This window comes from Christiangramia sp. OXR-203 (assembly GCF_034372165.1).
GTDB lineage: Bacteria > Bacteroidota > Bacteroidia > Flavobacteriales > Flavobacteriaceae > Christiangramia.
In genome coordinates, this window is record NZ_CP139698.1 from 1,807,055 (window position 1) to 1,825,756 (window position 18,702).

Genomic DNA, 18,702 nt, shown 5'->3' on the forward strand with positions numbered 1-18,702 from the left:
AAGAAATTAATAGCAATCAATTCTCTGTGAACTTGGTTTTACTCAGAAGAATACCTAAGGGTTTGGTGGCTTCAATATTGTACAGAATTACTACTATGATACCAAGTACAGGAATTGCGAGAATCATACCAATGATGCCCCAGATCATATTTCCGGCTATTACAGATACAATAATAAAGAATGGATGCACATCCACGCGATCACCTACAATAAATGGTTGAAGTACATAAGATTCTACAAACTGGGTAACCGTAAAGGTGAGAGCGATACCAATAAGTACACTTGTTTCTCCACTACTTAAGAACCCAAATGCTACCGCCATAGTGAACCCCAGAATATTCCCAACATAAGGAATCAATGTCAAGACTGCTGCAATCACACTTACCAAAATAAAATTGTTCACTCCTGAAATCCCCAGGCCTATAGAATATAATACCGCGAGTAACCCCATAAGCATTAATTTCCCAAGTAAATACTGAGATGCAACTTTAATAGATTTTGTAAGAGTATTTTTAATTGATTCCTGTTTGGAATCTGGCATAACTCGCAAAAGAAAATTTTTAAAAATCTCACGGTAAATCAGTAAAAAGAATACATAAACGAATGTGAGAAGATAATTCGCCATAAAACTTGAGAGTCCGCTAAGAAAAGTAGTGATCCTTTTACGCATATCAGATCCCATAGCAGCGCTTTCTTCTTCTTCTTTAGACTGATTAATATCGTCAGGGTCAAGCGGAGTATGTTCTAATGCAAAGGTTTTAAGCTGTTCTATCTTTGGAGTCATTTGCTCCTGGATCTCTGGCCAGTCCTCTGCAAAATTTCTTACCTGCATGCTTACCAAAGCCATAAGTCCTATACTAACACCAAATAGAAGCAGACTGTTTAACATGGCCGCCCATGCTCTTTTCATGTACTTCTCCATCCAGATGCTAAGAGGTAAAACGACGAGACTTAAAATGACAGCCGTAGCCAGAGGAGCAAAAAAACCTTTCGCTTTTACCAGGCCGGCTATTAAAAAGTATATGGAGAGAATTGCTGCCGCTATGTAAAGTATTGCGCGCTTGCCTTTAAACATGAATAATTGATTTTGATTGGTTTGAACAATATCGTAAATGTTTCATGTAATTTTATTAATAAAAACACAAAGAGCTAATGTTTAAAAAAGTTTATAAAAAAAAGCCACCCGTTTAGGATGGCTTTAATTCTATAGATTAGAACGTGCTTAGTCGATTACTTCAACGTTTACAGCATTCAATCCTTTTCTACCTTGCTCAGTTTCGAACTGAACTCTGTCATCTTCACGAATTTCATCGATAAGACCACTAGAGTGTACAAAGATGTCTTCGCTTGTTTCGTCTGATTTAATGAAACCAAATCCCTTGGTTGCATTGAAAAATTTTACTTTACCTTCTTGCATTACTATACTAATTAATTGTTATTGATGCCGGCTCCATTTAAAGATCATCCGGCCGTGATCTATTATTTATAAGTCTCAAACTGAAACCTTGAAATAACTAGTCGATTACTTCAACGTTAACAGCATTAAGGCCTTTTTTACCTTGTTCTGTTTCAAATTGTACTCTGTCATCTTCACGAATCTCGTCGATAAGACCTGTTGAATGTACAAAGATGTCCTCGTTAGAATCGTCAGCTTTTATAAATCCAAATCCTTTTGTTGAATTAAAAAACTTTACTTTACCTTCTTGCATTACTTTACTTATTAATTGTTATTGATGCCGGTTAAATTTAAAGATCATCCGGCCTTGATCTAACCTTATTTATAAGTCTCACACTGAAACTTGAAAATAATTAGTCAATTACTTCAACGTTCACAGCGTTAAGGCCTTTTTTACCTTGTTCTGTTTCAAATTGTACTCTGTCATCTTCACGAATCTCGTCGATAAGACCAGTTGAGTGTACAAAGATGTCTTCGTTCGAATCGTCAGCTTTTATAAATCCAAATCCTTTTGTTGAATTAAAAAACTTCACTTTTCCTTCTTGCATTACTTAATAATTAATTGTTATAAAATGCCATTAAACTTTTGAGATCGTATGGCTTCCGATCTGAACTATCCAACTCGCAATTTATCTACTTTACCTAGTTGACGAAGCATTTTAAAATGCTCTCCAACAGCAGATACAAAGCTGTGTTTATTATGATAAGGCAAACCATATTCTTTGGCGGTCTGCGCTACTATATGTGATATCTTTCTATAATGAACGTGACAAATATTTGGTAATAAATGATGCTCAATTTGATAATTTAATCCACCAATGAACCAAGAGAACAACCTGCTCTTAGGGGAAAAATTAGCAGTTGTTAAAAGTTGATGGCTAGCCCAGTCACCCTGTACAATACCTTTTTCGTCAGGTAATGGATACTCAGTCGTTGGAACAATATGCGCTAACTGAAAGATGGTAGTAATCATCAAACCGGTAACGAAATGCATACTTACAAACGCCAGAACCACGATCCACCATGCCTGAGGTGTCATAATTATTGGCAGAATTAAAACAAAGAAGAACGAAGCCAGTTTCCATCCGATTACAGTAGACAACTGTTTTCTAAATTCTTTACCTTCTTTGAAGAATCCCATTTTCTTGAATTTTGCCATTCTAACAAAATCCTTAGCAGTTACCCAGCTTACCGTAGATAAACCATAGAAAAACCAACTATATAAGTGTTGAAATTTATGGATACTATATCTCTTGGTATGTGGAGTAAATCTTAAGAAAAACGGAGGATTGATATCATCATCAGCCTCTTCTATGTTTGTGAACGTATGATGCAATACATTATGCTGAATTCTCCAGATACTTGCATTGGCACCGATAAGGTTTAAAGTATATCCTAAATACTGATTGACCTTTTGGTTTTTTGAGTAAGAGTTATGAATTGCATCGTGCATGATTCCCATGCCTATCCCAGCCATTCCAAAACCACTTATGATATAAAGTGCGAATAGCAACCAGGTACTTTCTACCATTCCGGTATTCACGATTACTAAAGGAGCTACGAAAGTCAAAAGCATAAGAACAGTTTTCACTATCATGCTAGCATTCGCGTGTTTACTGATGTTATTTTTTTTGAAATAGGTATTTACCCGGCTTCGAAGAGTCTTTGAGAAATCGGATGCTCGTTTTTGAGCGAAAATTGGATTGTTGATACTGGTACTATTAAATTTACAAACTAAATAATGAAGTAAACAAAACTTGAAATATCCTGAAAGGACTAAAAAGTGAAGAGAACTAAAATATTTACTATGGCAAATGTAATCTTTATTATTACATCCACAATATAAATAATCAATTAGTTTTCAAACTTTTACGCTACAGGATACATTCAGTTCTGTATTTAGTTCAATCTCATGGAAGGGAAATTAGTCAATGATCTTAACTCTTACTGCGTTAAGCCCTTTCATTCCTTGCTCCAGCTCGAAACTTACTTTATCATTCTCATCGATTTCATCAATAAGACCACTTACGTGTACAAAGTATTTCTCACCGGTTTGTTTACCTATAATAAACCCAAATCCTTTAGAATGATCGAAAAATGAAACTTTCCCTTCTGTATCGGTAATGATCTCTTCCTCTTCTCTATCTTCTTTCTTAGGGATAGCGATTTCGATATCCTCTACTTCTACTTCTACCTTCTGAGTTGGATCTGGTGGAGTGTCGGTTAAATTACCGTCTGCGTCAACATAAGCGATCATATCCTCAAATGATCCACCTTTGTTGGAATTTTCTTTTCTTTCTAAACGCTTGGCTTCTTTCTCCTTACGTTTTTTAATCTTTTTCTTTTCTTTCTCTCTTTTGTTTTGGGTTTGTCCGGATCTTGCCATTCACTATAAATTAATTAATATTCGTTGAAAATTTCAATGCATTGAACCAACTAAACGAATACCAGAAAAATTTAATGTGTAAGATTATCTTTTGTAGGATTTATTCAGAGAGAGCATTAGCCATTCTAGCCTGCATTAAAATTTTTACAAAGATAGTCATAGCAAATCAATTCTGAAAGCTTTAAATAGTCGAGTTCTGAAAATTTTGTTTTTAATAACTTTTACTTCAGAAAATCACACTCGGCTACCGGTGATATTATCAATAAAGGTTTAATGATAATTGAAGTAAATTTTGATTTTAAATTATTATTTTGAAATAAAAAATATGAAAGCAATTGGATTTACTAGATCACTCCCTATTAGCAATATTTCAAGTCTGAATGAATATGAAAGTGATAAACCTTCCTGTAGTTCTAATGAACTTTTAGTAAAGATTAAAGCAATATCGATAAACCCGGTTGATTATAAGGTAAGAAAAAATTCGGCGGAAAATGAAGAGTTAAACGAACCGAAAATAATTGGATGGGATGCAGCTGGAGTTGTTGAAAATGTCGGCAGTAACGTGGAGAACTTTAGCGTTGGAGATGAAGTGTATTATGCTGGTGACATAACGAAACCTGGTTGTTATGCAGAATACCAATGTATAGATGATGCAATTGTAGCCAAAAAACCAGCTAAGTTAAACTGGATGGAATCTGCTGCCTTACCACTTACTGCCTTAACCGCCTGGGAATGTATTTTTGACAGGATGAACATTGCTGAAGGTGAGGGAAAAGATGAGAAGGTACTCATCATTGGTGGTGCTGGTGGTGTTGGCTCTATTGCGATTCAAATCTTAAAAGAATTGACTCAGTTTGAAGTGATTGCAACAGCATCTCGAGAGGATACAGTTGAGTGGTGTAAAAAGATGGGCGCAGATAGAGTTGTGAATCACCATAAATTGCTAGAAGAACTGGATAAAGAGACAGACTCGATCTCGTATATTCTTAATTTCGCAGATACATCTGGACACTGGGAAGCGATGACAAAATTAATCGCTCCACAAGGTCATATCGCTTGTATCGTAAATACTTCAGAGAATGTAGATCTTAATGTCTTAAAGGAAAAAAGTATAAGTTTTCACTGGGAATTGATGTTTACGAGATCCATGTTTGACACCAAAGATAAATCTAAGCAGCACGAAATATTGACGCGAGTTTCTGAATTAGCAGATACTGGCAAGATTATATCGACTAAAAACAGAGAATTTCATGGTTTGAATGCTGAAGTTTTTAGAGAGGTTCACAAGCTTCAGGAATCTGGCAAATCTATAGGTAAAAATGTAATTGAATTTTGAAGAACACTTTGACCAGATTTATCGAATTCTAACCTACATCTGGAACCAAGGCTTAATGCCTCAAGCAAGTTCCTTTCGAATTCTACTAAGGCTTTCTGGTTTCATCCCTAAATAATTAGCGATATGGTAATTCTGGACACGCTTTTCTATTTCTGGATAGGTTTCACAAAAATCCAAGTATCTTTCTTTATTAGATTTCTCAAGTGATGAAAGGATCCTTTTTCTAAGTGAAACAAATGCACCGGTGGTTTTTAGTCTGAAAAAACGCTCAAATTTCGGAATTCTATTATATAGCTCTTCCAGGAGTGTACGGTTTAAGGATAATAGTTTTGAGTCTTCTATTGCTTCTACATAAAGCTTTGATGGTTGATTCGTAAAAAAGGCTTCAAAATCACTGATCCACCAGTCTTCTATGGCAAACTGGATTATATGCTTATTTCCCTGCTCATCGAGATAGTATGCACGCAAACAACCTTCTACTACAAAATATTCATCTTGTACGGTTTGCCCCGGTTTAATAAGAAGTTCCTTTTTATGAAGAGAAACTTCAGAAAGAATACTTCTGAATTCAGTCTTCTCCAATTCCGAAAGGTCAATTTCCCGGCTAATGTGATCAATGATATCTGCAGGCATCTAATCAATTATTTGCATGCAAATTTAAGCTATTATACTTGAATGTATAAAAAAATGCCGGGCGCAGGCCCGGCATTTTTTAAATATATAAGTTTCTAAAACTAACTAGTTTTATCGAAAGATATTTTAGCATTTACAGCATAAGAAGTAATCTTGTCCCCATCTACATGAGCTTTCATCTCTTTAACGTAGACTGACCTTATATTCTTTACCGTTTTTGCAGCTTCTGTAACTGCTTTTTGTACTGCATCATCAAAACTTTTTTCTGAAGCGGCAATCACTTCAATCACTTTTACAATTCCCATAATTTTAATTTTATTGGTTATTGATTTCAATTTACCAACTTAAAGAAGCTTTGGAAGAATGATTAACAGAAGATTGTCAGGGAACCTTAAGTTCTTGTGAAATTATTCATAGAATCAATACCTAATCTTAAATTTGTTTTCAATTAAACCGGGGATTTTTTAATTTTTGACTACGATCAATTCGGCTTTTGCGCCAGTAAGCAAGTTCCATTCTTTTTTAGCAAGCATCTCCCCTTTTTCACTGAGTACTCTTAGCTCGGCAGTGTTGGGACCAGAACTTCCCTGATTAAGTGCAACAAATTGAATACTATTAAAGCCTTCCTGCAAGTTTACCAATATCGGTTTGAATCCAGCAGTTAGCATAACACTCGCTTCCACTAATTCTCCATTAACGATGATCTGCACCTTGTCGCCATCTATAAATTGATGATCTCTACAGTACACTTCCACAAATCTACCTTGTGTAACTACGTTCCCAAGACTCTGATCAAATCTATATTCTTCTTTGACTTCGGCGTCTTTCGCCCACTTCTCTTTCATGGCATCTGCTTCAGTAAGAAGATTATTAGGGTTTTCTCTAAGGTCTATTGCTTTGGGCTTCTCTTTCAAAAACCGACTTTCTTTTTCAGTATTATCTCTCTTCAGAATAGGAAATCCTGTAGTATTTGACTCTTCAGCTTTAATAACCCGTCCGGTATTCGTGCTTCTTGGGATCTCAATTTGAGAATAGAGGGAAGCAGAGCTAAATATTAGTAGTATGAGAATCAATCTATTCATAGTAAGTGGTTGGTGCAGCATAATTATATCAAAAATACAGCCATTTTTAAACATTAGTAAGAAAACGAACAAATTCAAGTTTGAGTGTGTTCTCTATAGTAAAATAAAAAAAGTAATTTTGAGTATTATAAAAGTCAGATTTACATGCAGGTTCACGAACTATCCCAAAATAATTCTATCGCTAATAAATTTATAAGTCAACTGAGAGACGTACATGTGCAAAAGGACCGCATGCGCTTCCGTAGAAATATTGAGCGACTGGGAGAGATCATGTCTTATGAACTTAGCCAGGAACTCAATTACAATAAGCAAGCGATTGAAACGCCGCTTGGAACTTCTGAAATTGCTCAGCCAGACAATGAGGTTGTGATCTGTTCTATATTACGAGCAGGTTTGCCATTACACCAGGGAATCCTTAATTATTTTGATGATGCTGAAAATTCCTTTATTTCGGCTTATAGACATCATCCCAACAATGATGAGAATTTTGAAGTTCTAGTGGAATATATGGCTTCGCCTTCTCTGGAAGGTAAAACTCTAATTCTGGCAGATCCCATGCTTGCAACGGGAAAATCTTTCGCCAATGTTTTAAAAGCAATTGCCCCAATGGGAAAACCTGCGAAAATCCACCTTGTTTCTGTTATTGGCTCTTCGGAAGGAATTGAATTTTTAAAGTCAGAGTTTCCTGATAACTCTAAACTCTGGATCGCTACGATAGATAATGAACTGGATAAAAATGGTTATATAGTACCTGGTTTAGGTGACGCTGGAGATCTTTGTTACGGTCAAAAACTTCAGCATTAAAAAGGATATCCAATAGCGAAGTTGAACACCGGGCTACCAAAATCATTTACCCATCTTTCACCTTGTGGCTCATTTGGATCATGTATTGGAAACGCAAGGTCGAATCTTATCACGAAACTTTGGATATCTATTCTTAAACCTGCTCCTGCCCCAATTCCTAGCTCATTGATAAAATCTGATTGAAATTGACCTTGTTCAAAACCAGTTTCTTCCTGAGATTTACTATTCCATACATTTCCAGCATCCACGAAAAATGCACCGTTTAAATAAGTGACAATCGGAAATCTATATTCTGCGTTGGCTTCAATTCTAATGTTACCGGATTGGTCACGATATTGCTCACTGTCCTCTACACCCTGAAAGGTACCTGGACCTAAGGATCTGGTTCTAAAAGCTCTAACACTATATGGTCCACCAGAAAAATACTGTTTACTAAATGGCATTACATCTGAATTTCCATAAGGAATCCCGTAACCACCAAATAATCTGGTAGCAATCAAACTTTGATTGTCAAATCTATAATGATAACGAAAATCCATGTCCAGTTTAGCGTATTGGGCATAATCCAGTCCAAAAACTTCATTTTTACCTTCCTCATTTTCAGAACCAATAAGGCTCATGCTATTACCCGCAATATCAAAGTTCGAATTAAGAAAGAATACATGTTTTTTCTTGGTATCTATCATTCCATTATAAGTAAAGGAATAAGTGAGACCAGCTATAAATTCCTGGTCAAAACTACTTTCCAGAATAGGGTTTTCCCTCAGTATTTCTTCAAATTCTTCACTTTCATTACCGAGTCTAATAAAGTTAAGATCTATAGGATTTAATTCATGGGTGACATACCTGTTCGCATTCCAGAAATAACCAAATGCAGCGTTCAGGCTGGTTAGGGTGAATAACTGAGCTCTCTTTAGATAATCTCCACCCAGGCTTATCCTGGTTTTCGGAATATCATATCTGAAGAAATTATTATTGAATTCAATAGGGAAAAGAAGACGTGGCACAATCAGATCATTACTTAGTGCAAAATTCAAAGAATTTTTACCTGGGATTCCGCCATCTCCAAGCTGAACTTCATATCCAAAATTAGCTGAGATATCCAGTCGCTCACCACCTTTGAACAGGTTTCTATTTGAAAAGGTTACTCCAAGATGCGGACCTGCAAAATTGTTAGATTTTGTCAGGGCCTGCAGCTCTGCTTTGATTGCACGCTTTTTTAGTGGTGACAGAAAAATATTAGCTTCAAGAAGACCAATACTGTCCACGGCCAGAGTATCTACTTCATCATACCTGATATTCACAAATTTATAAGCACCTATAGTTCCCAATCTCCTACTAGTTGCTCTAGAGGCTTCCGGACTAAAATTATCTCCAGTTTCAATAAGTAAATATGGGTCTAAATACTTTGGTTTAAAAAACAGTTCATCCTGGAAGTAGTTTTTATCCTCAAAACGCTTATAATTATTGGTAACGCTATCTTCATCTACATTGTAATTTGCATATACATTTACATTGGAGATCCTGTATGGAATAACAGACTTTGCCGGCACATCCTTTTTAAGCCTTAGAAACAGATCAAATTTTTTCTTATCGTATTGGTTTGTATCTGCTTCAAAGATTAAAAAACCGGGATTAAAATTATAAAAACCTTCCCCTTTCAGGAATAGATCGATACGTTCTCTTTCCAATTTCAACTTCGGAAGATCAAATCTCATCCCATCTTCCAGCAGTGTCTTTTCCAGGTTGCTTTTGATCTCACGATACACTAATAATGTGTCATTATCTAGCTGATATGAGGCCATTGTGTAAGGCTCCGGCACATTTAGATCATAATTTACAAAGGCTGTTTTAGCATCTTCATCTTTTATTTCTCCTGAAGTTACATTCGAATAAAAGAAACCTCTGTTTTCCAATCTATTCAGAAGTAATTCTTCCGTATTTTCGAGATCAACATCTGACAGATACACTGGTTCCTCTCCTAATTTTTTATTTAAAAATTTATTGATGATTCCCGGCTTCTCGCGTTGTGCTTTATAATGAAAATAAAGTCCTGGTCTCATTCCCAGGATTTGCGCGTTCGGCTCTGGCCTAAGAACACTCTGCAATTCAGCTTTCAATTGTGGTTTCTCCTTAATCGTGGAATCAGATTCTATACTGATCTCGGCACCGGTATAAAGTGATTCTTCTTCAGGTATGAATTTTTCCACACTGCAGGACTGAAATAGTGCTACAGCTATTAATATGATTACTGAAATTCTAATTTTCATATTCTGTGCTTTCTGTACCTTCTGAACTTTCTGAGTCTTCGTGTTCTTTCTTTTCCTTTTGAACTTCTTCCATCACCGCCTTTTCAAACATGTTCTTGAACTTGTTGAATTCTTTGGTGAAAATTAAGGAAATACCACTCACCACTAACTGCCCGTCAATCACATTTTCATACTGACTTTTACTGAAACCTTTCAATCTCCAGATACCATTCTCATCAAGAAGGTAGGAAATACTTACATTTCCTATAACCGGGCTTGCTTCCTGCCCTGCCTGGTTTCCTCCCTGAATGTCTACGGCACTTCCCACTTCTACGATCAACCTGTCTTCAAGAAATGCTTTCTGAGCACTAATATCTAATTGCGTACGATCCTGAGGCCCGTTGTCACCCTGGTAATCTGTATAACTATCAAGATTAAAGTTCAATTGCAGTCCGCTGTTACCAAGTACTTTGCTTGATAACATGTTTAACTGGTCAGATAAAGCACTATTCAGGTTATCTCTGGCAACATCCATGGTACCACCACCGGCACCTGTACTTCCACCTTCCGGAAAGAACCTGTTTAGAACCAGTAATGAAAATACTTGTTTATTTAACTCCTGTTCCTGGCTGTTCAATTGCTGAACTCTGTTATATACATTTCCGCCGATTGCACCACGTTCATCTTCTGGCATATCTAATCCAAAGGAAATTTTTGGAGCCATAAGATCTCCGTCTACGTTTAGATAAACCAGGAAAGGAATTTCTTGTCTATACATTCCTTCCTGTTCTGGGTCTACAGCGGTTAAACTTGACGACAATAAGCCTGATGCTGCAGTTTCTATTCGATATATTGCTCTTACATCAAGTTGGGCATCAAATGGATCTCCTGCCCAGGATACACGACTACCATCAGCTATATCGAATCGTCGTTTAACAAGGTTATAGAGACTCATTTCATAGTAACCATCGTTGATATTGTAAATTCCCGTAAGAGCAGTTCTACCGTTTGGATACATATTAAAGATTAGATCTCCTTCTCCCTGAACCTGGAAAATATCACCAGTTTCCTGGTTGATAATCACATTGAACTTAGCTCCTTCATTTACAGTTAATCTGGTAAAGATATCATAACCAGAAACTACATAGCTTTCTTCTTCAGTTTCAGTTAGAATATCGTTCGGGTTTTCCTTATTCACAAAAATAACGACCCCATCCCTTTCCTTCATTTGAAGTTCGGTTTCTGGTACTACATACGTAAGATTTGTACTTTTTCGTACATCAACATTCATAGTAACTTTTGGTAGAGTAAGATCACCCTTAATTTGAGCATCCACATCAACAACCGCAGTTCCGTAGAAAAGGTCATTATCCTCTTCCGTAGAATTAATGAGTTTAAAGTTTTCTGCCTGAACATCTAGATCAAATCCTGGGTTTAAGAAAGTTGGCGTACTTACTTCTCCATTGACCACGATTGAATTACTTTCAGCATCAACGATCTCAAAATTATTGAAATACACACCCTGATTATCCATATCAAGCTGCTCATTTGGCAAAGTAAACTGAGAATCTAGCATGGCAATGTTAAAGGAAGCAGCATCAAATTGCAGGTTTCCCTCATAAACTGGCTCTAGTAAAGTCCCATTAAGTTTAAAATTTCCACTGAAGCTTCCATTGGCATTTTTGATCTCTCCCTGAGAAAAACCTTCCAGGGCAGTCATGCGAATTTCATTAAGATCAAGATTTAGATCCAATTTTGCTGAAGGTTCAGCAGCGATATAAGACCCGGTAAGATCCAGGTCGATCTCCCCACCCTTCATCGCCATTTCGAAGTCATACTGACTAAATCCAGAAGAGTTCCCCTGTAAACTTAGAGTTCCCATATCCACGCCTAGCATGGATAATTTGTTGATCTCCATGTCTGCCAGGATACCGGTCTCTCCAAAAGGTTCTTCATATACGATGTTCCCATTCACCTGACCCTGTGCCAGCTTCTCTTCTGGATTCAAATAACTTAGCAGTGCAGCCAACTTAAAGTTTTTAAAGTCAAGGCTCAGATGTTCTTTTTCAACACCAGTTTTATCGTTACTTATACGCATTTCCTGGTCTTCTCTAAACAATCTGAAGTTTTGGAAATTCAGGTAACCTGTATCAAAGCTTAGCATATTAGAATCCTCTATTTGCCACGGATTACCATTTAAAATCAGGTCTTTATTATCGATATGAAATTGCAAGGTATCACCCTGGAAATTCAACTGTGAAGTAGCGTGAACAACCTGGGTAGTGTCATAAACCGAGGTGAATTCAAGATTCAATTTTCTACTCTGAACATCACCTCCAATTATGGTACGCTTTATAGCCAGCGGACCGGTATTTAATTCTTTAAATGCGAACTCGAATTTTAGATCCTGTGGATTGGATCTAAGATCCAGTTTTAAACTATCGATCTCACTATTGAAGTAATTCACAAATGGCACATCGATATTGGCATCCAACCTTCTTTCAGATTCTGCAAAGTCCACATCAATATTAACCGTATCCAGTTTTTGTAGATTAAGAAGGAAGACTTCTGTTATTATTGGTGCTTCACTTATCTTAGCATTCATCTTCATATTAACAGGATTGAAAATAGAGTCCTCCTGATAATTTTCCGTAATATATCTCTTGAAATGTCGGTCTATGGCTGCTGAAAAAGCTGCAGGTGTTGCGTTAGATTTGAGGTCTAAGTTCAGGATTCTGTTATTAATGTCTACGGAAGTAGTATCCTGTCTTACAAATGCATCTGCTTTAAAACTACCTAATAAATAAGCTTTGTTATTATAAACCGCTACTCCGTCGATTATTTCTGCTTCAAGTTCATATTCCGAAGAATTTCCTTCAAACCAGCCCTGTAATTCAAATGCGGCTTTGATCGTTTTTTGGGTGATTCCCAGAGCCTCCAGATCTGCACCATCCAGGTATAAACTAAAATCTACTCTTGGAGAAACAGAATCAAGAGCAACATCCAATTGAGCTTCCATGTCGAGATTTGCATCCTGATATATCAAATTGACTGGTCCTTTTCCGTTTTCGAGTTCCCCGGTTATATCGATCTGCCTGAACTCGTATCCATTATAAGTAAAACTATCTATCGTAGAATCAAGACTCGCATTAAGGTCTGCTACAGAATTTCCACTTCCGGTAAGTTTTATGTCTAATTGCAGATCACCCAGAGCATCATTTTGAAGTAACCTGCCTAAAGATATTCCATCACCCTGAACTTCTGCATCAAAAGCGATCTGATCCCCGAATTCAAAGTTTCCATCCACGTTAATATTCCCATCGGTTGTAGTGATCTTGGCATTTGTGCTAACCTTTTCCATATTACCTTTAAAACTACCATTGATACTGATCTTTTCTGGAATTTGCATCCCAAGATCAGCTTCACTTACAAAGTTTTGAAGATCTTTTCTAGTTGACGAAAGTCTTACATTTGGAAGATTAAAACTTAAGTTTTCTGGGTCCTGCGCATTTACGATACTTCCATTACCCTGAATGTTTGTATTTCTCCAACGTAGGTTTAAATTAGAAAGGTTTAGATTATCGACTTTACCATTAATGGAAAGATTTCCTTTTACTGGTGATTTAGCAAGATTCTTCAAATACTCGTTCTCTCTTAAATCTGGCTGGAAGCTGAAAAATTCGCCAAGGTCCAGATTTATGTTTGAAAGATCAGCCTGCAGACTGGCATTTCCTGGATCTTTCATAAATGCATTCAGGTCATTATAGCTAAGCTGAACATTTCCGTTTAAACTGTTACTAATTCCGTCGAAAGTTATATCTGTGAGCTGTATTTGATCTTTAGTAAGATCTGCTTTAAGATTGAATCGATCTATCTCAATTCCAGAAGCTTCAGTAAAATTAAATTCTGAAATATTTAAACTCGCATTTTCGGGCGCATAAGAAATATTAGAGGCTTGTAAGTCAAGATCTTTAATATCCAAAATATCAGGGTTAAAAGTTCCTTTTTGTACCTGAGCTCCATTCACGCGGTAGAGAATGTTATTATTAGCAAGGTCTATTTCGTCAATATTAATCTTCCATTCCGGCCAAGCAAAAGCTTCAGTCGCACCATTCTCCTGCTCTTCTGTTATTGCTGAAGTAGTATTTTGCTGTATTTCAAGTATGATATCTGAATCATGAAGTTTCAGCAATTCAGAAGAGATAATGCTATCCTTTAGATTAAAATTTGACTGACTTGTTTCCAGCAATTTAATTTTCATATCTGCTGAGAGAGAATCGGGACTGGAATTGTAACTGGCATGAACATCACTAAAATTCAGTTTTCTAATTTCAAAAACAGGTGCGGGACTTGTTTCACCTTCAGAAGGAGGAAAAGGTTTCGTTTGATTATAGGTGACCTGCGCATTATTTAAAATAGCTTCCTCAATAACAAAAGCCATGTTGGTAAGATCTGTTTCAGCAAAAGAAAGCTGGAGTTCACTAAATTTTGCCTTGGTATCTATACCACTCACCTTATCTATATAATCAACATCAAAATCTTTTAGATCAAATTCCCCAAGAGATATCTGCATACTTGAACTAGTCGTGTCTGCCGGGGTGCTTGCAGTTTGTGTAGTATCTGAAGTAAATGCCCTCATTAGTACTTCATAGTTAAATCCTGTAATAGAATCTTCCCGAATAATATTGGCCCGAACACGTCGAGCTTCCAAAGCGTCGAGACTGAATCCATTTCCCTTTATTAAAGGCATAAAAGGGATATTCGCAGTTATGTGTTCGCTATATATTATGGTATCGCCATCTGGATGTTCGATATACAGATCATCAACTTCAATATTTCCGTTGAATTGAATATATATCCTTTCCAGATCGATCTTAGCTCCACTCTTCTCTTCTATGGAGGATATAAACTTGTCTTTTATAATATTCTGTCCCCAGGGACTTCTTACAAATAGAAGGATAAGAATTAATAAAATGAGAATCCCAAGAAAGATCTTCCCTATTATTTTTAAAATCTTGATAAAGCGTGCTTTGGCTGTGCTCAAAAAATGAATTTTAGAAGTTTCCAAAGTTATTGTTTAGATCTATTACGGCGAAGTCATTGTACTAAGTTTACTAATAAACTTCTGTTAAATATCCGAAGTAAGCGCAAAAAAATTTACTTAAACTGGAACCGATTGAGCTTGGGTTGTAGAAATTATCAACAATTTGGAGTAATAATCTACACTATCAAAAAATTAATCGGCTACTTGAATATAGGAGTTCCTGGTCTTCAAATTCATTTCATAGTTGAAACCTGAATACTTCAAACGTCTTGCTATCAGCGATTAATATATTGTAATCGCCAATTTTAAAGGTGACTTACTCGGGGCAGGTAGTCGCGTTATGTTTTCTTATGGCATTATTGTAGCAAGAGATGATGGGTATTAACTAAATAAGAATACTAAGAACTAAACTAAGTTATGAGAAAAGTAATCACAGCTACCGTATTAACCGCAGGTCTTTTGACCTCATGTGTTTCTAAAAAAAAATATGTTGAATTAGAAGGACAACTTAATGATACAAGAAGTACACTTCAAAAAACGCAGGTTGAGAAAGAAGAAATTGAAGAAAAGTATGCACGTATAGAAGAACGTGTTGCTGATTATAATTCCAAGATCAATTCTCTTAGAACCGAGAATGAAGGAATGATGGAAATGAATGATCTCACCGTTATGTCCAAGAAGACAAAAGAGAAAATGAAAACAACAATTGCTAAAATCGATCCTGAAAAGGTTAAAGGTGCAGAAACTTTAGAGGATAGTATCAACCTTGCAGTTTCTTATAATCTTAAGCAGAATATATCTGAAGGAGCTGATGCAGATGATATAGATATTAATGTAGATGAAACTGTTGTGATGATCAATGTTTCAGATAAATTATTGTTTGGTAGCGGAAGTTACAGAGTTACAAAGGAAGCTCAGCCACTACTTAAAAAATTAGCTGAAGTAATCAATAGCGAACCAGCTATGGAAGTTATGATCGAAGGTCATACTGATGATAGAACTATGGTAAAAGAATCCTATCTTCAGGATAACTGGGATTTAAGTGTTCGAAGAGCAACTTCTATTGTGCGAATTCTACAGGATAAGTATAATGTAGATCCTTCAAAATTAATCGCTGCCGGAAGAAGTAGTTACCAACCTTTAGTTGATAATACTAATAAGGACAATATGGCTAAAAACAGAAGAACCCGAATCGTAATTATCCCTAATCTGGATAAATTCTTCGCGATGCTGGAATCGGAAGGGACTATGGCTGACACTGAATAGATTTTTTTTAAAACTATATTATAAAAGAGAGCTTCCGCTCTCTTTTTTTGTTTCCATTAACGGTAGATTAACTTCCCCTTCACTATTTCTCGGTAGATAGCTTTGTATATTTCATAAAACTGAAATTATGAAAGAAGTAAAGACAGAATCCAGTAGTTCGAAATTAATACAGTCAGATAACAAGGATTTACCATACAATCCTGATATCACGCAAGAAGATAAAGAAGCCCTGAATGAGAAAGGTAGAAGTATGAATAAAGGACAGGATAGAGAACTTGATCATAAAGAAAAAGTTGATTTTACACCCGATGAACTTGATATTCCAGCTAGTAATGATTCAAGACCAGAAGATAAAACAGATCTGGTAGATGAGGAAAACATGCAGTTTAATAATAAGGGGGCAAAAGAAGAAGATGTAAAATCACGTGAAAACCTAAATTCTTCTAGATAGGATCTAATTAATAAAATGAATTGAAAACCGCTGTCTGGCAGCGGTTTTTTGTTTCACAAATTAAGCTGTTTTTACTTATTCCTATTAAACCTTTTGAAAGCTGTAAGCGGAATGTTATTCAAATGTTAAATATAAGTGCATTTCATCGATAATATATTGTCTTACATCGATGTTTTATGTTGTTTATCTATATTTGATATATGATGAAGAGAAGTCTCGTGAAATTTTTACTTAGCCTTGTGTTGTTTTTAATCACCTTTGTATCGGTAGCACAAAATAGTGCTACCGCCACTTTCACGGCATCTGTAACCATCGTTAAGCCTATCACATTACAAACAACCAGTAACATGAACTTTGCAGATGTAGATGCTCAATATGGAGGTCAGGTGATACTGAATCCTGATAATAGCAGAACTGCAAATGGTGGAGCAATTCTTAAGAACTCAGCGAATGCAACAGCTGCAAATCTGCAAGTTAGCGGTCAGAATGGTTACACTTATAGTGTCCAGATACCGGAGCAAAATATTAAATTAACTAATGGTACTACCGAAATCATTCTGAAAGATTTTAAGACAGAAATTGATTCAAAAACCTTAGATAAGGATACGCAACTAATAAAGGTTGGTGCAACTCTAGAATTGAAGCCAGGATTAGATCCTGGATCCTATTCCAGCTCTACTCCCATTGCCGTGGTTGTTAGTTATAATTAAAAACTACTACGTAAGGGAGTACTTACAATTTTAATTTATTTAACCGTACTATAAAATCATTTAAAATTGTTAATCTTCTTTCCATTCATCGACACTTAAATGCTACTGAACGATTTTTAATAACATTTCAACGAATAAGTTTGGTTGTAGGACTTCATTAAAGTCATCTTTACGACACTAACAAACCAAAAACCTACTCGTTATGAAAAGAATTGCGCTACTTGCAATGTTATTTGTGTCTGCACTTGGATACTCTCAAGGATCATCAAACGCTACTGCTACTTCAAATGCAATAATTGTGAGCCCGATAAAAATTGAAAGTTCTCAAGATTTAAATTTCGGAAAGATTATAGGCTCTGCTACTGGAGGGACTGTTAGCATTGAAGCTAGTGCTGATGCAACTAGAACTATTGACGATGATATGAATGCACCAGGTAGTACTCCTACTGCCGCAATCTTTGCAGTCACCGCAGAAGCCGGTCAGTTATATTCTGTAGACGTAGAAGCATCTACATTAAAGGCAGATGGTCAAACCCCAATGACTTTGAATCCAACTACCAATTTAACAGAAACTAGTATTTCAGGGAATCGGACTATATATGTAGGTGGAGCGCTGGTTGTAAATGCAAATCAAGTGCCAGATATTTATTCTGGTGACGTTAAAGTTACTGTTAGTTACGAATAAAAAATAATTGATATTATAGAAGAGAAACGCCGTCATAGAAAATGGCGGCGTTTTTTTATCCTTCTATTTAATTGTGACTTCCATTCATGAAAAGATTTTTCTACTCTTTACTTATATTTTTGTGTACGGGCTATTCATTTGCTCAGGTGTCTGCAAGTGCAGTTGTCAATTCAACTGCTGCAGTTGTTGAACCTATTGAAATTACTAAAAGTGTAGATCTACATTTTGGTAATGTGATAAGTGGGTATAATCCCGGTAGAGTAATTCTATCTCCAGAAGGGAGTAGAACGGCTTACGGACTTCAATTATCACCCGGGAATCCTGGGCAGGTAAGTGCTGCTGAAGCCATTGTAAAGCATGGTAGCTATAATTATTCTATTACGCTGCCAGAAAACTTCAAGCTATTTAATGAGAATAATCCTAATCAATTTCTCTTAATAAATGAATTTACCGCCATTCCTGAACTATCTGGAGATGATATCGATATTTTAAAAATTGGAGCAACTTTAAACCTTGAAGCCAATCAGGCAGCTGGATTTTATACAAACTCTACAGGATTCAATGTAACAGTAAGTTACAACTAACCATTATTGGATTAAA

General features: G+C 36.2%; 18 protein-coding genes. 7 read left to right on the plus strand and 11 right to left on the minus strand.

What is annotated here, in order from left to right:
* Window positions 1–16: 16 nt before the first annotated feature.
* The 6 genes from T8I65_RS08220 to T8I65_RS08245 all read right to left on the minus strand — a co-directional run bounded on the left by T8I65_RS08220 (window position 17) and on the right by T8I65_RS08245 (window position 3,842).
* Window positions 17–1,075 (minus strand): AI-2E family transporter, encoded by a 1,059-nt coding sequence (locus T8I65_RS08220; RefSeq protein WP_322300239.1) that lies wholly within the window; start codon window positions 1,073–1,075, stop codon window positions 17–19.
* 147 nt (window positions 1,076–1,222) lie between these two features.
* Entirely contained in the window at window positions 1,223–1,417 is a 195-nt protein-coding gene (locus T8I65_RS08225) for a cold-shock protein (protein ID WP_141877756.1), read from the minus strand.
* Window positions 1,418–1,514: 97 nt separating this feature from the next.
* Complete coding sequence (locus T8I65_RS08230) at window positions 1,515–1,709, minus strand: cold-shock protein (protein WP_141877758.1); 195 nt, start codon at window positions 1,707–1,709, stop codon at window positions 1,515–1,517.
* Between the two features lie 100 nt (window positions 1,710–1,809).
* Window positions 1,810–2,004, minus strand: a complete 195-nt coding sequence (locus tag T8I65_RS08235; RefSeq protein ID WP_141877758.1) for a cold-shock protein — start codon at window positions 2,002–2,004, stop codon at window positions 1,810–1,812.
* Window positions 2,005–2,069: 65 nt separating this feature from the next.
* Window positions 2,070–3,032 (minus strand): acyl-CoA desaturase, encoded by a 963-nt coding sequence (locus tag T8I65_RS08240; RefSeq protein ID WP_322300240.1) that lies wholly within the window; start codon window positions 3,030–3,032, stop codon window positions 2,070–2,072.
* A 348-nt stretch (window positions 3,033–3,380) separates the two neighbouring features.
* The gene (locus T8I65_RS08245) at window positions 3,381–3,842 is read right to left on the minus strand and encodes a cold-shock protein (RefSeq protein WP_141877760.1); all 462 of its coding nucleotides are present in this window, start codon (window positions 3,840–3,842) and stop codon (window positions 3,381–3,383) included.
* Between the two features lie 325 nt (window positions 3,843–4,167).
* Here T8I65_RS08245 and T8I65_RS08250 point away from each other — a divergent pair, with 325 nt between their 5' ends.
* A complete protein-coding gene (locus T8I65_RS08250; RefSeq protein ID WP_322300241.1) occupies window positions 4,168–5,178 on the plus strand; it encodes a zinc-binding alcohol dehydrogenase family protein in 1,011 nt (336 codons plus the stop codon).
* 60 nt (window positions 5,179–5,238) lie between these two features.
* Here T8I65_RS08250 and T8I65_RS08255 read toward each other — a convergent pair whose 3' ends face one another.
* From T8I65_RS08255 to T8I65_RS08265, 3 genes are all read right to left on the minus strand, one after another.
* Window positions 5,239–5,811, minus strand: a complete 573-nt coding sequence (locus T8I65_RS08255; protein ID WP_322300242.1) for a Crp/Fnr family transcriptional regulator — start codon at window positions 5,809–5,811, stop codon at window positions 5,239–5,241.
* 101 nt (window positions 5,812–5,912) lie between these two features.
* Window positions 5,913–6,116: a dodecin family protein gene (locus T8I65_RS08260; RefSeq protein WP_141877763.1), complete on the minus strand. Its 204-nt coding sequence runs from the start codon at window positions 6,114–6,116 to the stop codon at window positions 5,913–5,915.
* 159 nt (window positions 6,117–6,275) lie between these two features.
* Window positions 6,276–6,893 (minus strand): hypothetical protein, encoded by a 618-nt coding sequence (locus tag T8I65_RS08265; protein ID WP_322300243.1) that lies wholly within the window; start codon window positions 6,891–6,893, stop codon window positions 6,276–6,278.
* Between the two features lie 144 nt (window positions 6,894–7,037).
* Between T8I65_RS08265 and upp the strand changes: the two genes are divergently transcribed.
* Window positions 7,038–7,697, plus strand: a complete 660-nt coding sequence (upp, locus tag T8I65_RS08270) for a uracil phosphoribosyltransferase (RefSeq protein WP_322300244.1) — start codon at window positions 7,038–7,040, stop codon at window positions 7,695–7,697.
* Here upp and T8I65_RS08275 read toward each other — a convergent pair.
* Both T8I65_RS08275 and T8I65_RS08280 read right to left on the minus strand, forming a co-directional pair.
* The gene (locus tag T8I65_RS08275; protein ID WP_322300245.1) at window positions 7,694–9,967 is read right to left on the minus strand and encodes a BamA/TamA family outer membrane protein; all 2,274 of its coding nucleotides are present in this window, start codon (window positions 9,965–9,967) and stop codon (window positions 7,694–7,696) included. The two genes, upp and T8I65_RS08275, sit on opposite strands and share 4 nt — an antisense overlap.
* On the minus strand, window positions 9,957–14,990 hold the full coding sequence (locus T8I65_RS08280) for a translocation/assembly module TamB domain-containing protein (RefSeq protein WP_322300246.1): 5,034 nt from the start codon (window positions 14,988–14,990) through the stop codon (window positions 9,957–9,959). The genes T8I65_RS08275 and T8I65_RS08280 overlap by 11 nt, the downstream gene beginning before the upstream one ends.
* Window positions 14,991–15,407: 417 nt before the next feature.
* Between T8I65_RS08280 and T8I65_RS08285 the strand changes: the two genes are divergently transcribed.
* The 5 genes from T8I65_RS08285 to T8I65_RS08305 all read left to right on the plus strand — a co-directional run bounded on the left by T8I65_RS08285 (window position 15,408) and on the right by T8I65_RS08305 (window position 18,686).
* Complete coding sequence (locus T8I65_RS08285; RefSeq protein WP_322300247.1) at window positions 15,408–16,256, plus strand: OmpA/MotB family protein; 849 nt, start codon at window positions 15,408–15,410, stop codon at window positions 16,254–16,256.
* A 127-nt stretch (window positions 16,257–16,383) separates the two neighbouring features.
* The gene (locus tag T8I65_RS08290) at window positions 16,384–16,707 is read left to right on the plus strand and encodes a hypothetical protein (protein WP_322300248.1); all 324 of its coding nucleotides are present in this window, start codon (window positions 16,384–16,386) and stop codon (window positions 16,705–16,707) included.
* A gap of 200 nt (window positions 16,708–16,907) precedes the next feature.
* Window positions 16,908–17,417, plus strand: a complete 510-nt coding sequence (locus tag T8I65_RS08295) for a DUF4402 domain-containing protein (RefSeq protein ID WP_322300249.1) — start codon at window positions 16,908–16,910, stop codon at window positions 17,415–17,417.
* A gap of 202 nt (window positions 17,418–17,619) precedes the next feature.
* The gene (locus T8I65_RS08300; RefSeq protein ID WP_322300250.1) at window positions 17,620–18,102 is read left to right on the plus strand and encodes a DUF4402 domain-containing protein; all 483 of its coding nucleotides are present in this window, start codon (window positions 17,620–17,622) and stop codon (window positions 18,100–18,102) included.
* An 86-nt stretch (window positions 18,103–18,188) separates the two neighbouring features.
* On the plus strand, window positions 18,189–18,686 hold the full coding sequence (locus tag T8I65_RS08305; protein ID WP_322300251.1) for a DUF4402 domain-containing protein: 498 nt from the start codon (window positions 18,189–18,191) through the stop codon (window positions 18,684–18,686).
* Window positions 18,687–18,702 lie beyond the last annotated feature (16 nt).

Coding starts and splice junctions, on each gene's coding strand:
- T8I65_RS08220 (WP_322300239.1), bottom strand. CDS start 1,075: ATGTTTAAAGGCAAGCGCGCAATACTTTACATAGCGGCAGCAATTCTC.
- T8I65_RS08225 (WP_141877756.1), bottom strand. CDS start 1,417: ATGCAAGAAGGTAAAGTAAAATTTTTCAATGCAACCAAGGGATTTGGT.
- T8I65_RS08230 (WP_141877758.1), bottom strand. CDS start 1,709: ATGCAAGAAGGTAAAGTAAAGTTTTTTAATTCAACAAAAGGATTTGGA.
- T8I65_RS08235 (WP_141877758.1), bottom strand. CDS start 2,004: ATGCAAGAAGGAAAAGTGAAGTTTTTTAATTCAACAAAAGGATTTGGA.
- T8I65_RS08240 (WP_322300240.1), bottom strand. CDS start 3,032: ATGCTTTTGACTTTCGTAGCTCCTTTAGTAATCGTGAATACCGGAATG.
- T8I65_RS08245 (WP_141877760.1), bottom strand. CDS start 3,842: ATGGCAAGATCCGGACAAACCCAAAACAAAAGAGAGAAAGAAAAGAAA.
- T8I65_RS08250 (WP_322300241.1), top strand. CDS start 4,168: ATGAAAGCAATTGGATTTACTAGATCACTCCCTATTAGCAATATTTCA.
- T8I65_RS08255 (WP_322300242.1), bottom strand. CDS start 5,811: ATGCCTGCAGATATCATTGATCACATTAGCCGGGAAATTGACCTTTCG.
- T8I65_RS08260 (WP_141877763.1), bottom strand. CDS start 6,116: ATGGGAATTGTAAAAGTGATTGAAGTGATTGCCGCTTCAGAAAAAAGT.
- T8I65_RS08265 (WP_322300243.1), bottom strand. CDS start 6,893: ATGAATAGATTGATTCTCATACTACTAATATTTAGCTCTGCTTCCCTC.
- upp (WP_322300244.1), top strand. CDS start 7,038: ATGCAGGTTCACGAACTATCCCAAAATAATTCTATCGCTAATAAATTT.
- T8I65_RS08275 (WP_322300245.1), bottom strand. CDS start 9,967: ATGAAAATTAGAATTTCAGTAATCATATTAATAGCTGTAGCACTATTT.
- T8I65_RS08285 (WP_322300247.1), top strand. CDS start 15,408: ATGAGAAAAGTAATCACAGCTACCGTATTAACCGCAGGTCTTTTGACC.
- T8I65_RS08290 (WP_322300248.1), top strand. CDS start 16,384: ATGAAAGAAGTAAAGACAGAATCCAGTAGTTCGAAATTAATACAGTCA.
- T8I65_RS08295 (WP_322300249.1), top strand. CDS start 16,908: ATGATGAAGAGAAGTCTCGTGAAATTTTTACTTAGCCTTGTGTTGTTT.
- T8I65_RS08300 (WP_322300250.1), top strand. CDS start 17,620: ATGAAAAGAATTGCGCTACTTGCAATGTTATTTGTGTCTGCACTTGGA.
- T8I65_RS08305 (WP_322300251.1), top strand. CDS start 18,189: ATGAAAAGATTTTTCTACTCTTTACTTATATTTTTGTGTACGGGCTAT.